The 14,000-nt window shown below is 36.2% G+C and carries 15 protein-coding genes; 9 read left to right on the top strand and 6 right to left on the bottom strand.

Going from position 1 to position 14,000, the window contains the following annotated elements; translation table 11 throughout:
* Positions 1-43 precede the first annotated feature (43 nt).
* Entirely contained in the window at positions 44-829 is a 786-nt protein-coding gene (gene dapF, locus ACFSAH_RS06895; protein WP_379662060.1) for a diaminopimelate epimerase, read from the top strand.
* A gap of 37 nt (positions 830-866) precedes the next feature.
* Here the strand turns inward: dapF and ACFSAH_RS06890 are convergent, their stop codons facing one another.
* From ACFSAH_RS06890 to ACFSAH_RS06880, 3 genes are all read right to left on the bottom strand, one after another.
* Positions 867-2,480, bottom strand: a complete 1,614-nt coding sequence (locus ACFSAH_RS06890; protein ID WP_379661972.1) for a PAS domain S-box protein — start codon at positions 2,478-2,480, stop codon at positions 867-869.
* A 168-nt stretch (positions 2,481-2,648) separates the two neighbouring features.
* Complete coding sequence (pyk, locus tag ACFSAH_RS06885) at positions 2,649-4,079, bottom strand: pyruvate kinase (RefSeq protein WP_379661971.1); 1,431 nt, start codon at positions 4,077-4,079, stop codon at positions 2,649-2,651.
* Between the two features lie 182 nt (positions 4,080-4,261).
* Positions 4,262-4,678, bottom strand: a complete 417-nt coding sequence (locus tag ACFSAH_RS06880; RefSeq protein ID WP_379661970.1) for an IPExxxVDY family protein — start codon at positions 4,676-4,678, stop codon at positions 4,262-4,264.
* Between the two features lie 144 nt (positions 4,679-4,822).
* On the opposite strand from ACFSAH_RS06880, the gene ACFSAH_RS06875 reads away from it, so the two are divergent.
* The 3 genes from ACFSAH_RS06875 to rnc all read left to right on the top strand — a co-directional run bounded on the left by ACFSAH_RS06875 (position 4,823) and on the right by rnc (position 7,133).
* Positions 4,823-5,059: an acyl carrier protein gene (locus tag ACFSAH_RS06875; protein ID WP_013633783.1), complete on the top strand. Its 237-nt coding sequence runs from the start codon at positions 4,823-4,825 to the stop codon at positions 5,057-5,059.
* Between the two features lie 19 nt (positions 5,060-5,078).
* Positions 5,079-6,332, top strand: coding sequence for a beta-ketoacyl-ACP synthase II (fabF, locus tag ACFSAH_RS06870; RefSeq protein WP_379661969.1), 1,254 nt, complete (start codon positions 5,079-5,081; stop codon positions 6,330-6,332).
* A 72-nt stretch (positions 6,333-6,404) separates the two neighbouring features.
* Positions 6,405-7,133 (top strand): ribonuclease III, encoded by a 729-nt coding sequence (gene rnc / locus ACFSAH_RS06865; protein ID WP_379661968.1) that lies wholly within the window; start codon positions 6,405-6,407, stop codon positions 7,131-7,133.
* A gap of 242 nt (positions 7,134-7,375) precedes the next feature.
* Here rnc and ACFSAH_RS06860 read toward each other — a convergent pair whose 3' ends face one another.
* Entirely contained in the window at positions 7,376-8,092 is a 717-nt protein-coding gene (locus tag ACFSAH_RS06860; RefSeq protein ID WP_379661967.1) for a hypothetical protein, read from the bottom strand.
* A gap of 229 nt (positions 8,093-8,321) precedes the next feature.
* Between ACFSAH_RS06860 and ACFSAH_RS06855 the strand changes: the two genes are divergently transcribed.
* The 5 genes from ACFSAH_RS06855 to ACFSAH_RS06835 all read left to right on the top strand — a co-directional run bounded on the left by ACFSAH_RS06855 (position 8,322) and on the right by ACFSAH_RS06835 (position 11,831).
* On the top strand, positions 8,322-8,612 hold the full coding sequence (locus tag ACFSAH_RS06855) for a hypothetical protein (RefSeq protein ID WP_379661966.1): 291 nt from the start codon (positions 8,322-8,324) through the stop codon (positions 8,610-8,612).
* 416 nt (positions 8,613-9,028) lie between these two features.
* Positions 9,029-9,904, top strand: a complete 876-nt coding sequence (locus ACFSAH_RS06850; protein ID WP_379661965.1) for a YicC/YloC family endoribonuclease — start codon at positions 9,029-9,031, stop codon at positions 9,902-9,904.
* 68 nt (positions 9,905-9,972) lie between these two features.
* Positions 9,973-10,542: a guanylate kinase gene (gmk, locus tag ACFSAH_RS06845; protein WP_379661964.1), complete on the top strand. Its 570-nt coding sequence runs from the start codon at positions 9,973-9,975 to the stop codon at positions 10,540-10,542.
* Positions 10,543-10,640: 98 nt separating this feature from the next.
* Complete coding sequence (gene nadD, locus ACFSAH_RS06840) at positions 10,641-11,213, top strand: nicotinate (nicotinamide) nucleotide adenylyltransferase (RefSeq protein ID WP_379661963.1); 573 nt, start codon at positions 10,641-10,643, stop codon at positions 11,211-11,213.
* Positions 11,214-11,222: 9 nt separating this feature from the next.
* Complete coding sequence (locus tag ACFSAH_RS06835) at positions 11,223-11,831, top strand: MiaE family protein (protein ID WP_379661962.1); 609 nt, start codon at positions 11,223-11,225, stop codon at positions 11,829-11,831.
* A gap of 264 nt (positions 11,832-12,095) precedes the next feature.
* On the opposite strand, the gene ACFSAH_RS06830 is transcribed toward ACFSAH_RS06835, so the two are convergent.
* Positions 12,096-13,166, bottom strand: a complete 1,071-nt coding sequence (locus ACFSAH_RS06830; RefSeq protein WP_379661961.1) for a hypothetical protein — start codon at positions 13,164-13,166, stop codon at positions 12,096-12,098.
* Positions 13,163-13,876, bottom strand: coding sequence for an SAM-dependent methyltransferase (locus tag ACFSAH_RS06825; protein ID WP_379662059.1), 714 nt, complete (start codon positions 13,874-13,876; stop codon positions 13,163-13,165). Before ACFSAH_RS06825 ends, ACFSAH_RS06830 begins: the two co-directional genes overlap by 4 nt.
* Between the last annotated feature and the right edge of the window lie 124 nt (positions 13,877-14,000).

Below are 14,000 nucleotides of genomic sequence, written 5' to 3'. Positions count from 1 at the left end.
TGCATGCGAAAATTATATTATCGATTTTTGTTCATACGAAAATATAAAGATGAAATTCTATAAATATCAGGGGGCTGGAAATGATTTTGTTATCGTTGATAATAGAAAAGAGGGTATCAACCATCATAACCCAGCTTTTATAGCTAAAATTTGTGACCGAAGATTTGGTGTGGGAGGTGACGGGATGATGTTTTTACAGGATAAACCAGGGTATGATTTTGAGATGGTTTACTATAATTCCGATGGTCAACCCAGTAGTATGTGTGGAAACGGAGGAAGATGTATTGTTGCTTTTGCCCATGATTTAGGGGTGATACAAGGTGAAACTAACTTTTTGGCAGTTGATGGGGAACACTATGCCAAAATTTCTGATTCTGGGACATGGGTAAGTCTGCAAATGATAGATGTGGATGTGATAAAAAATGATGGAGAAGATTATGTTTTAAATACAGGGTCTCCGCATTATGTACATCTTACTTCCGGTTTAAATCAACAAAATATGTTCGAAGAAGGTAGAAAAATCCGTTATAACGATGTTTACAGAGAAGAAGGCATTAATGTGAATTTTGTGGAGGACAAAGGAAATTACCTCTTTGTAAGAACTTATGAAAGGGGAGTTGAGGATGAAACATACGCCTGTGGTACAGGAGTAACAGCAGTTGCTTTGGCTATGGCCAAACATCGTCAAACAATCGGTACTATTTCTACGCCAATTAAGGTGTTGGGAGGCGACCTGAATATTCGTTTTGATTATGATGGCAAAAGATTTTATAATATTTACTTAGAGGGGCCTGCAAAAAAGGTATTTGAAGGAAATATTAATGTATAAATACTGAGTCCTGCATAATCCTCAAATCTTTTACAGTTTAGTCGACTTTTTGCGTATAAGTAATATTGATAGAAGTTTTGATGATTTCATCTAATTCATTGCTGCAAATTCTTAATAAACGTAGATATTCCTGTAATTCCTGTTCATTGTCTGTATTGGACATTAAGTCTATCAGTCCTAGGATAGAAGCCAAAGGTTTTCTAACCTGATGAGAATTGATCCATGCCGCTTTATCAAGTAGCCTGTTCTGTTCCTTTATTTTAGCCTCTTTTTGTTTACGCTCTGTTATTTCGTTTTCTATGGCAATATAACCGGCATAGTTTCCATTTTCGTCATAGATAGGACTGCCATCTATTTGTAGCCAAAAATGTCTCCCCTCTCTAGATAAGTTCTCTATCTCCACATCAAAATCCTCCACATTTTCTATAGCCCTTTTGATTTTCATAATCTGTTTTTGGCTGCTTTCCGGAACCTCTATAATGTCCCAGGGTTTTTTTCCAATAGTTTCTTTGCTGGAATATCCGGTAATTTCATAAAAAGAAGAGTTTGTCCACTCTATTTCTCCTTGTTGGTTAGTGATAATCACGAGTGTTTTAATTCTGTTAATGATTTCGTCCAGTCTTTTGTTTTGGAGGTTGACTTTAGCTATCTCATCAATATTTTGGGTAAAACCCTCTAAATAATGAGTTGTTTGGGATTCTTCGGAGGAAAGGAAAGCTTCAAATCTCATAAACAACCAGTCGTCAGCATTTTTAATTCTTACAATACACTCCTTTTCTTTAGCGCCTTTGTAAAAAGTATTGATAAAATCAGTAAGAATAAAAAAATCATCAGCATGTATAAATGGTTGTAATTGTTCTAAAGAGAGCGGTTCATTAGATCTTGGGATCTGGGTAAGCTTAAAGAATTCAGCGTCAAAATCAAACACTCCATTGGTCATATTGTAATTCCATCCGGCAATTTTGGCGATTCTTTGAGTATTATAAAGCGTATTTTGACTAAGTTTAAGTTGTCTGATGTTTTCCTTAAGCTCTATGTTGATAGCCTGCAAAACAATTTGTTGTCTTTCTAGCTGCTGTTCATACTGTTCTTTTTCGCTAAGGTCCAATGCTAATACTAACTTAGAAGGGCGACCGTTATAGATTATGGTATGCGAAATAAGATTTACATTAATAGTGCTGCCGTCTTTGAGCGTGTTTTTCCAAATACCTTTTGATTGTAGCTCTTTTTCGTTTCTGTTAGTTAGGAATTCTTTTAATCGGTTAGCCTCTTCGGGAGGACATATATCAGCCAGTGTCATACGCATAAATTCTTTTTCAGAATATCCGTATCTGAGTGTGGTGGCTTTATTTACCTTTACGAAAGAATAATTTTCCAAATCATACACCCACATTGGATTGGGTGTTTTTTCGAACATGTTCTTGTACTGTTCTTCAGATTTTTCTAAATTCTTGTAATAATAGTTTATCAGTTTATATAATAGCAGTGCACTAATAAGAATAAAAGTGGAGCCTTTGGCTACTTCTAGCCAATGTCTGTTGTGGATAATATTGGCATTAAATAAGTACTCCATCAGTTCGCTGCCAAAATATATCCAGCAAAAGCTAATAAGAGTGTATGATAACACAATTTTTCCAGAACTATTTTTCATACAGGTAGTTTATTGAGCATCAATTTAAGAATAAAAATTGATGCTTAATGGGATTAATAAGATTTACTGCCAGAGATCTTCCTGTTATCCCTATGTCAATTTTTAAAAACCAAAGAAGCCATCTTTTACGAAAGATGGCTTCTTATGGCTAATATTTTAATTGTAAGGTTAATCGATAATATTAACCTTAATCATGTTTGTTTTTCCTTTTTTCTGGATTGGAATAGATGCCGTATTGATAACCACATCACCAGACTCAACCAGTTTCTCAGCTTTTAATATATTGTTAACCTCGCTGATAGTTTTGTCGGTACTGTCAAACTTATCGTAGTAGAAACCTCTAACACCCCAAAGTAAGCTTAAAGTATTCAACAGATTTCTGTTAGAAGTAAATATATATGTATTCGCTTTTGGTCTTTGGCTGGAAATCTGGAATGCTGTATATCCCGAAGATGTCATAGCGATGATTCCGGCAGCTTTAGTTTTGTCGGCAAGGAATACGGCAGAACTGCAAACAGCATCAGCCATATAAGTAGGACAATTCTCATCCAGTTCTTTGTTTTTGTAGTACGGGTAAGAAGTGTTTTCTACGTGAGTGATAATGTTGCTCATAGTTTCTATAACGATTTGAGGGAAATCTCCAACCGATGTTTCACCACTTAACATTACTGCGTCAGCACCATCTAAAACAGAGTTAGCTACGTCATTTACCTCAGCTCTGGTTGGGCGAGGAGTAGTGATCATGCTCTCTAACATTTGTGTTGCAACAATTACCGGTTTTGAAGCTTTGCTACATTTTTGGATAATCATTTTTTGTAGTACTGGTACTTCCTGCATTGGACATTCCACACCCAAATCTCCACGGGCAACCATTACGCCATCAGTAACAGCTATAATAGAGTCTATATTGTCAATAGCTTCAGGTTTTTCGATCTTAGCAATTACTCTTGACGTTTTTCCGCTGCGGCTGATAATTCTTTTTAAATCGATAATATCTTCTGATTTTCTAACGAAAGAAAGACCAATCCATTCAACATCGTTAGCTAAAGCAAAGTCAAGGTTAACTAAATCTTCCTCAGTTAAAGAAGGAATAGAAACTTTAGTGTTCGGAAGGTTTACACCTTTTCTGCTGGTTAATATACCTCCGTGTACAACCTCGCATATAACCGTATCTTTTCTGTTGGTTTCCACTACACGCATCTGAAGTTTTCCGTCATCTAATAAAATAACTTCTCCGGCTTTTACATCTTGCGGAAAGGCAGGGTAAGTAATATAGATCTGGTTATCATCACCAATACACTCGTTAGTAGTGATTTTTATTTGCGTACCGTTGATTAAATTGATACCTCCGTCTTTAACCAGACCTATTCTGATTTTAGGGCCTTGTAAATCTGCCAGGATACCAATGTTTGTTTTGTATTTATTGTTTATTTCACGGATGATATCGATAACTTTTTGATGGTCTTCTTGTTTACCGTGAGAGAAATTTAAACGACAAACATCTACACCAGACTTGATTAGTGATAATAAAACGTCTTTATTAGAGGTAGCGGGACCTAAAGTTGCTACAATTTTTGTTCTTTTTTGAGGAATCTTCATTCGAATTTGCGTGTTATTAATAATAGAGACATAAGAGCTGTCGCTGTTCATATCCAATTGAGTCGAATATATGAATTTAAACGTTTCTTTCCAGATGTCTCCTGATTGATCAATTTAAAAGTACCTAGAAAAATTGAAATCCAAAAATAGTGTATTTTTTACACCAACCCAAGTTAAAAATGTTAAAAGATGAGATTTTCTTTAGATTTGAGTTTCGTAGGGTCAAGTTCTACTAATGCCTGTACATCCGGGATAGATTTAGCTGTTTGTATCAAGAAAGTTAGGTCCTCATCATCGATAAAATCTTTGATAATTATAAAATAATCAGAGCCTTTTAATTCCGGAATAAGGTATCCGTCGGGACTTTTATTGGAGATTAAATAGTAAAAAGGGGTAATATCTTCTATGTAATACAGGTATTTTGAATAAAATTTTGGTGACTGACCCTTTAGGCTTATTTCGTGGTCGTCAATCTTTACGAAGTCAAAATTCAGTACTTTGTTAAGATAATGGCATAGTCTGTAATCCCTTAACTGTGAGGTGATTGAAATTAAAATAAAATCAAAATCAAGTTCTAGCTTTAAAAATTTCTTATTCAAAATAATAAAGATTAAATTCGTCCAGTAAACGTTTTTACTGCTTTTATGTTAAAATCAAAAATAGGTAAAAACAAAAAGGTTTGATATTTAATAGAATTTATTTTTCTTTGCACAGAATTAATTAACCATAAAAATTAAAGTATTATGTCTGATATCGCTTCAAGAGTAAAAGCAATCATCGTTGAAAAATTGGGTGTTGACGAAAACGAGGTTACACCAGAGGCATCTTTCACCAACGATCTTGGTGCTGACTCATTAGACACTGTTGAGTTGATCATGGAATTTGAGAAAGAATTCAACGTGGCTATTCCAGACGATCAGGCTGAAACGATCAGCACTGTAGGTCAAGCAATCTCTTATTTAGAAAAAAACGTAAAGTAATTAACTCTTAATCGAATAGATGGAGCTTAAAAGAGTTGTTGTAACGGGACTAGGTGCGCTTACCCCTATTGGTAATACTGTCGAAGAATACTGGAACGGTTTAATCAATGGAGTAAGCGGCGCTGCTCCTATTACTCGTTTTGACACAGAAAAGTTCAAAACAAAATTTGCCTGCGAAGTAAAGAATTTTGTTGTTGAAGATTTTCTCGACAAAAAGGAAGCCCGCAAATTAGATCCATTTGTACACTATGCATTGGTGAGTACGGCGGAGGCGGTTAAAGATGCAGGTTTAGATTTCGAAAAGTTAAATACAAATCGGATTGGGGTGATATGGGGTGCCGGTATTGGTGGTCTGAAGACGTTCTTAGATGAAGTTACCAACTTTGCTAAAGGCGACGGGACACCAAGGTATAATCCATTCTTTATCCCTAAGATGATTGTAGATATCGCTGCTGGACATATTTCTATGAAATATGGTTTGAGAGGACCTAATTATGCATGTGTTTCGGCATGTGCTTCTTCTACAAACGCACTGATTGATGCTTTTACCTACATTCGTTTGGGAAAAGCTGATATGATTGTTTCAGGAGGATCGGAGGCTATCATTAACGAAGCAGGTATTGGAGGTTTCAATGCTATGCATGCGCTTTCTACCAGAAATGACAGCCCGGAAACTGCTTCTCGTCCGTTCGATAAAGATCGTGACGGTTTCGTAGCAGGAGAAGGTGCCGGAACAATTATTCTGGAAGAACTGGAACATGCTAAAGCAAGAGGAGCCAAAATTTACGCTGAAATTGTTGGTGGTGGAATGAGTGCAGATGCTTATCACATTACCTCTACCCATCCGGAAGGGTTGGGAGCAAAATTGGTAATGCAGGCCGCTTTGGACGATGCAGGTTTGACAACCGGAGATATTGATTACATCAATGTTCACGGAACATCTACACCTGTTGGAGATATTAGTGAGTCAAAAGCAATCGCAGATTTGTTTGGGGAAGACGCTTACCGTTTAAACATTAGCTCAACAAAGTCTATGACAGGTCACCTATTGGGAGCTGCTGGAGCTGTGGAGTCTATTGCTGCTATTTTAGCCATCAGGAACGGAATTGTACCTCCAACAATCAATCATTTTACTGATGATCCGGAATTTGATCCAAACCTTAACTTTACCTTCAATAAGGCACAAGAAAGAGAAGTAAATGTTGCGTTAAGCAATACCTTCGGCTTTGGTGGACACAATGCTTCGGTGATTTTCAAGAAATTTGAAGATTGATAGAGTGTGGTAGTCATAAATTACCTGCGTTTTATAAAACTTTTATAGTATTGTAATTACGTTTGTTATTGTATGCTTTTGCCAAAATTCTATAAGCTATATTTTTCTCCGGACCGTAAGTACGTTAAGGTCCTAAGGAATTTAATAGGATTTGTGCCTGGAAACCTTTCTTTATACAGAATGGCTTTCAGGCATAAATCTATTGCTACTGGTTTAAAAAAAGGAGTCAAAAATAGCAACGAAAGGTTGGAGTTTTTGGGCGATGCCGTATTGGGAGCAGTAGTTGCAGAAGTTCTGTTTAAAATGTACCCTTATAAAGACGAGGGCTTTTTAACAGAAATGCGATCCAAGATTGTAAGCAGAGCTAATTTAAATCAGTTAGCCAAGAAACTGGGATTTAGTGAACTTATAGAGTTCGATTCTACCAGTGTAAACATTACATCTAAACAAAGCTCTTTACTGGGCGATGCTTTTGAAGCCTTAATAGGGGCTGTTTATCTGGATAAAGGTTATAATTTTACCAAAGGTTTTATAACCAATCGTATCCTTGCCGCACATGTGGATATCCATACACTGGAAAATACCGAAACAAATTTTAAAAGCCGATTGATAGAATGGTGTCAGCGCCAGTCTAAAGAGATTTTATTCAGCCTGATTCCTAATCAGGAGGGAGAGAGCGATAAATTGTTTACCATCCAGATTGTAATAGATGGAGAAACTATGGCAAGTGGGGTCGACTACAATAAAAAAAATGCTGAAAAACTAGCTGCTGAAAAAACCTGTGAAATGTTGGGCATTTAGGCTTTAGTATATCTATCGGGTTGTATCCCTTTTATCAGACTCAAGGCAAATTTAATCGAAGCCTTTATAAACAGACTTTTATTTTATTCCGGCAGACCCCTCTATTGAAAAGTAAGGAGGTGTTGATTTGGTAGAAGTGTTGGATAAGATGTGCTCTAATCATGAAGTTTAGAATCCCAATAACAATAACTTTCCATTCCCTATTCATTCAATATTAAAATTTAAAACTCACCATTCCAACCCTACTTAATTTCCTCCAAACTGTCCCTTTCGCTTTTCTCCTGCACAAACTTTTTATAAGAATCCTGTATGTAACGAATGTTATCGTATTGATTCCATTTTTTGACAAGATCTAAAGTTGGTCGGTAGTAGTACATAAATTCCGCAACATTTTCTTCTTTTATGGGGGTATGTTCTAAAATCAGTCGTTTGTTAAATTTAATGTCAACTGCGGTTTGTGCATTCTCTCTGGATATATAACTGCTGAAACGCTTTGCATTTGCTGCATCTTTACTCACCAATTCGTGTATGGCTGTTAAGGGGTGGAATAGAGAAAACAATAGGGGCGGACTCCCATTAAAATATATTCCTTTTGCTCTGTAATCATTCAAGGCATCTTTTTGTTCGGCTGCTTTGCTCTTTTCTTTAACAATAACCTCGTTTAGTGTAATACCCTGATTGAGATAAATTACCAGATTCTGTTGAGTAGCAATAAACTTGGCGGCATCCTGAAAACCACTTTTTTTAAAGAAAAGAGAGTCTCCTACGGCAACCTCAATAGAGAAAGTACCCCATTGATCGGAAGTTGCCAACCTACCGTTTCTTTGGTTTTCTATATTAACACCTTCTACCCTTTGTTTACTCTGATTGAAAATAATTCCCTTTACTTCGAAAGTATTCTGCGCGAAAGCCAGCGAGGCGAAGACCAGTAAAACAAAAGATAGAAATAACTTTTTCATCGGTTCCGATATCAATTATAAACTAAATTAGCGTATATCCTGTAAAAGTTCTAAAATTTAAGATGTTTTAACAAATAGAGCCTTCCTGTGTAGAGCATGGTGTCAGCGATTTGTAATCTTGATGTATTCCTATGCTTTTTTGAAAGTTTACTGGTTTATTTTGCTGGTTGTCTTTGGGTTACATTTTTATGCTTCGGGTATTAACCTATGTAAACCTTAAGTTTTAATCATGGCAAAAGTGAAAAGAAATGTAATCATGCAAGGCATGAGCGGTAAAATTTGTGACCAGTTAGTTTTAAAGACTTATAATTATGGGACTGTGGTGAGTAAAATACCGGATATGAGCAAAGTGGTGCCCAGCAGTCATCAAAAAGATAAACGCAATAGATTTAAAGAAGCAGTAGCTTATGCGAAAGCTATTATTGCCGATGTACATAAGAAAGCAGAAGTAGCCTATCGTACACCTAAAGGTAAATTGGTATATCATCAGGCTATTCGGGAGTACCTGGCCAATTATTAGAAACCTCAATTCGATTATTATTGTGTTGTTTGAATGGTCTTGAATGAGATTGCTTCGTTGTTTCTTTCCGATAAAGCGGAACAGGCTCTCGCAAAGACACTCTTATTTTTCGTTCATTACGAGCCTGCGAAGTAATCTTTATAATACAAGCATGAAGAACACCCATTTTCAGTTTGTTATTAATCGAATTCAGGATAGAAGGCTATACTCTAAAGCTTCTCTTAACGAAAGATGAACGAAAGATGCTTTTTCTTAAGACCATCTCTAGCTATTGTGGTACCTTAACTTTAGGGCGCTGATTTCTATCTATCCTACCAATTCTCATTCAGGTTTTCTCCTTTATACTATCAGGTAAGGCTGCTCTTCAATCTTTTTACTTACTATTAAATACTTGCCGCTTATTTTTATCTTTGTAAATGATAAAATCAATGACAGGCTACGGAGTCGCATCTACAGATATAGCAGGCGGCAAATACACCGTAGAAATTAAGTCCCTGAACAGTAAATTTCTGGAGCTAAATCTTAAGCTTCCCAAAGCATATTCGGAAAAAGAATTTTTCTTACGTAACGAGTGTAACAGATTAATTGAGCGCGGTAAAGCCACTGTATCTATAATCAATGAAAATAATAGCGTTGAGGCTAAATCTGGAGCCATCAATCATGAGTTACTGAAATTTTATTATAAAGAACTGAAACAAACAGCCACCGATTTAGGAGAAAATGCCAATAACTTACTAGGACTTACATTGGGGCTGCCAGAGGTTATTAAATTTGACGAAGCATCTATTTCTGAAGAAGAATGGAAAGCAGTATTAGATGTATTTTATCAAGCTGTACAAAACTTTCAAGATTTTAGAGCGAGTGAAGGAAAAGAGTTAGAGAAAGATTTGACCCTGAGAATTCAAAATATCCTGTCCTATCTTGCAGAAGTGGAAGTTCATGAGCCCAAGAGAGTGCCTGTTTTTAGAGAGCGATTAGATAACTACCTTAAAGATGCGGTAGGTAAAGAAGTTGTTGATTATAACAGGTTAGAACAAGAGTTGATCTATTTTGTAGATAAATTTGATATTACGGAAGAGAAAGTCCGTTTAAGAACGCACTGCAACTATTTTATACAAACACTGGAACAAAAAGACGCAGGAGGTAAAAAATTAGGTTTTATTTCGCAGGAGATAGGCAGAGAGGTAAATACCATGGGATCTAAGGCTAATGACGCCAATATCCAGAAACTGGTAGTGGGAATGAAAGAAGAACTGGAAAAAATAAAAGAGCAGTTGTTGAATGTATTGTAAATATGCTTAGAGCAGAAAGCTTAAGGCCAAAAGCTTTAAGCATTTAGCTTTAAGCCTTTAGCTTAAAAATGAAACAAGGCAAATTAATTATATTTTCGGCACCATCCGGAGCCGGCAAAACCACCATAGTACACCATCTGTTAAATAAGTATCCGGAAAAAATAGCATTTTCAATTTCGGCAACAACCAGAAGTGCAAGAGGAGAAGAAGTAGATGGTAAAGATTACTACTTTATCAGTAACGAAGATTTTTTGCATAAGGTAGCCAAACACGAATTTATTGAATTTGAAGAAGTGTATGCCGGAACATTTTACGGGACTTTAAAAAGCGAAATACAGCGAATTTGGGACGAAGGTAAACATGTGATCTTTGATATTGATGTAGAAGGCGGATTGAGATTGAAAAAGAAATACGAAGAAAATGCCTTAGCTATATTTGTACAGCCGCCATCTTTGGAAGTATTAAAACAACGTTTATCTGGCAGGGGGACAGACTCTGAAGAGAAATTAAAAGAACGTTTTGCCAAAGCAGAGAAAGAGCTGGCTTACTCGCCAAAGTTTGATGTACAGTTGAAAAACTTTGATTTGGAAGTTGCCTGTAAAGAAGCGGAAGATTTGTTGTTAAATTTTATTGGATAAAGTCGGAAGACCGATGTCTGGAGTTTGCATGCCCATTAATGGTCAATAGTCTGTACGTGGTCAAGTAATTAAAGACTTATTTACGAATAAACAAAATAATGAAAATAGGTTTGTTTTTTGGATCTTTTAATCCTATACATACAGGACATCTGATTATTGCCAATTATATGGCAAATCACACTTCCTTGGATAAAGTATGGTTTGTAGTATCGCCACATAATCCTTTAAAAGAAAAAAAAGACCTTATACATGTTTACGATAGGTTAGAAATGGTGAGGTTGGGAATAGAGAAGGCAGAAAATATAGAGGTAAGTGATGTAGAACTACGTTTGCCGCAACCCTCCTATACTATAGATACATTAACCCATTTAAAGGATCTTTATCCGGAACATGACTTTGTTTTGATTATGGGTAGCGATAATTTAAAGACCTTGCATAAGTGGAAAAATTACGAGCTGATTTTGAGAGATTACGAGATTTATGTATATCCGCGTCCCGGCTATGAAGGGAGTGAACTGGCAACGCATTCATCAGTAACTTTAACAGATACGCCATTGATGGAGCTGTCGTCAACATTTATCAGGAAAGCGGTACACGATAAAAAAGACATCAGGTTTTTTATTCCCGATAAAGTTTTTGATTTTATAGATAGTAAAGGTTTATATAGTTGAGTTAAAGATATGAGCGAAAAAACGATGTTTAAATTGCAGTTACCAACAGATCCGTTCTGGGTTAAAAACGTGGTAGAAAGTAATATAGAAGAGTTATTAACCGATCATGCTTTTTGCGAACAGAAGGCAGCTTCTAATGCCATTACGCTGATTGTACAGAACCCTGAACTTTCTGATCTGGTACAGGAAATGTCTTTGCTTGTACAAGAAGAGATGGACCATTTTAAAAGAGTTCATGATATTATTTTACAACGGGGATATACCCTCGGCAGAGAACGTAAAGACGATTATGTAAATGAACTGGTTAAGTTTCTTAAAAAGGGGGGAGGACAGGCCAGAAAAACAGAAAGTTTAGTAGACAGACTGTTGTTTGCTGCGATGATAGAGGCCAGAAGCTGCGAACGATTTAAGGTGCTTTCCGAAAATGTGGAAGACAAAGAGCTTTCCGAGTTTTATCATGAATTGATGATATCAGAAGCTAACCATTATACGCTTTTTATTGGTTTGGCCAGAAAATATGGTGAAGGGGTAGATGTGGACCAACGATGGAAAGAGTGGCTGGATTACGAAGGAAAAGTAATACAGAATTATGGTAAGAAAGAAACTATTCATGGTTAAATTTAAGACGATGGATATATCATAATCCGGGTCTTTGTCCGGCTCAGGGTAAACTGAGTCAACGCCTTTCCTTACTGATTAAGGTAAAAAAATTTACTGCTAAAATATTGCCTCATTCCGTTCGTAATAACAGCCTCATTGCAAACGAGGTGAAGTAATCTCTAATAGCAACGTTATTCATATTGATTCTCAGGGAGAGGGGGTAAAGGCTGCTGTTTTCAGAATTACACCCCCTCTCTTCACAGACAGCAGGTGCTCAAAAAATCAGGGTTTTGATCCTTCTTCAAGTAATATCTCTGCTGAGCTTGTTGATGTATAAAATTTTCTGGGCATATTCATCCCATTTTTAGTTTTAAAGAACAAAAAATTACAAAGGTAATTATCCAGTACTTCCAGATCTATTCTGTCGAGAATGAGTCCAATAAATCTGTCCGGTCTAATTATAATAGTTTTCTTTTCTCCATCAACAACTTTAAAAAACCTGAATATATGGTCATTTCTCTCACTATAGGGGATGTAGAATAAGCGAATAGGGAAGTTTGTTTTAATCCATTTAGCAATATTAAACAAGTTTTGTTGCGATGTAGTACCTAAAATAATCAGGTACAAACTGCCAGGAACAAACCATGAATCAAAAGAAGTCATTGATTTGGTTTTTTCATCATAGATGTCCAGATTAGGAATCAGGTCACCGGCTTCAATAGTTCTGTCCTGACTAAGGTGCAGATTTGTTTTACTTTCTCTAAGATTAATATCCGACGGTTTAGGTTTAGAAAACAAGTTTCTCAATTTAGAAGATAAAGAATCGTCTTTTAGCAAATAAGCTTTTAAAAGAGCCTCTTCGTCCTTCTGATTCATTAAAATATCAGAATGGATATAGTTGTTTAAAATCCCTTCCAGTTTCCAGGACAGAATAGCAACATTTTTGATGGTAAGATTTTCATTGTCTGCAATCAGTAGTTCTTTGCCGTTAATAACCGTCTTGCTTTCATGTTTAATACTGCTCCCGTTTACTATTAAAGAAATATCCCATAACAGTCCCTTTTGCTGCTTAGTGGATAGTTGAGTTTGCCATGAAATATTACAAAGATTCCTGGTAATGATGTTCTTGCTTTCAGAAAAAATATCATTAAAACTTTGCTGATGTTGAAAACCAGCCTCTTTTAAAAATTGTAGAGCATAGCTGTCAAAAGAAAATATAGTATTATCCGGTATACTCTCTCCATTATCAATCATAAATACAGAAATACCGTTTTGCGCCAGATAAGCACCCAAAACCAATGATGCATAATTGATATCAGTAATCAGGACAGAAGACGAAGAGGGGATACTCATTTGTTACGGTGAATTAAAAATATGGTTGGTTTCTTGTGCAGGTTAATCTTTCTGGATTGCCATTCTTCAATAGTCAGGGTTTTAATCATTTCATCCTCAGCAGTTAAGTTACATGCAATACACAGTCGGGTTTCTTTTTTGCAGTTTCTTAATAAATCGTCCAGCAGAGGGTTATTTCTGAAAGGGGTTTCAATAAAAATTTGTGTTTGGTTTAAACGTTCAGATAAAGACTCCAGATCCTTAATACGTTTGGCCCGTCCGTTTTTATCTATGGGTAAGTAACCCACAAAAGCAAAACTTTGCCCATTAAAACCAGCGGCCATCATAGCCAGTAAAATAGAACTGGGACCCACCAAAGGCACTACTTTGATGTTCCGTTTATGTGCTTCAGCAATAATTTCGGCTCCCGGATCTGCAATTCCAGGGCAACCAGCTTCACTCATCAAGCCTACATCTTTTCCGGCCTCCAGTCCTTTGAAAAAGCGATTTAATCCTTTATTGCGTTCATGTTTACCATAATCGTGAATAATGAGTGAATTTTGAGGGAGTTTAAGACCTGCCTCTTTCAGGCATCTTCTGGCAGTTTTTTCATTTTCTACGATATATTCATCAATCATATTGATGGTATCAACCAGATAAGGAGTTAAAGATTTATGGCTGGCATTTTCGGCCATCACCACCGGAATAAGATATAGCGTTCCCTTAGTCATTCTGCAAATAACGGGAATTTGAATTTTATATGAATCAACAAAAAAATAAAAAGGCATGTTACTTTTGATGATTTTTACAGTCTATAAGTAAAAGGGCGTCAGAATACGACTTTTAATAGGTTTT

The sequence above is a fragment of the Pseudopedobacter beijingensis genome, from assembly GCF_042678145.1.
GTDB classification, from domain to species: Bacteria; Bacteroidota; Bacteroidia; order Sphingobacteriales; family Sphingobacteriaceae; genus Pseudopedobacter; species Pseudopedobacter beijingensis.
The sequence above is the reverse complement of the archived record's forward strand: the minus strand, read 5'-3'. Positions and strand labels throughout refer to the sequence as shown.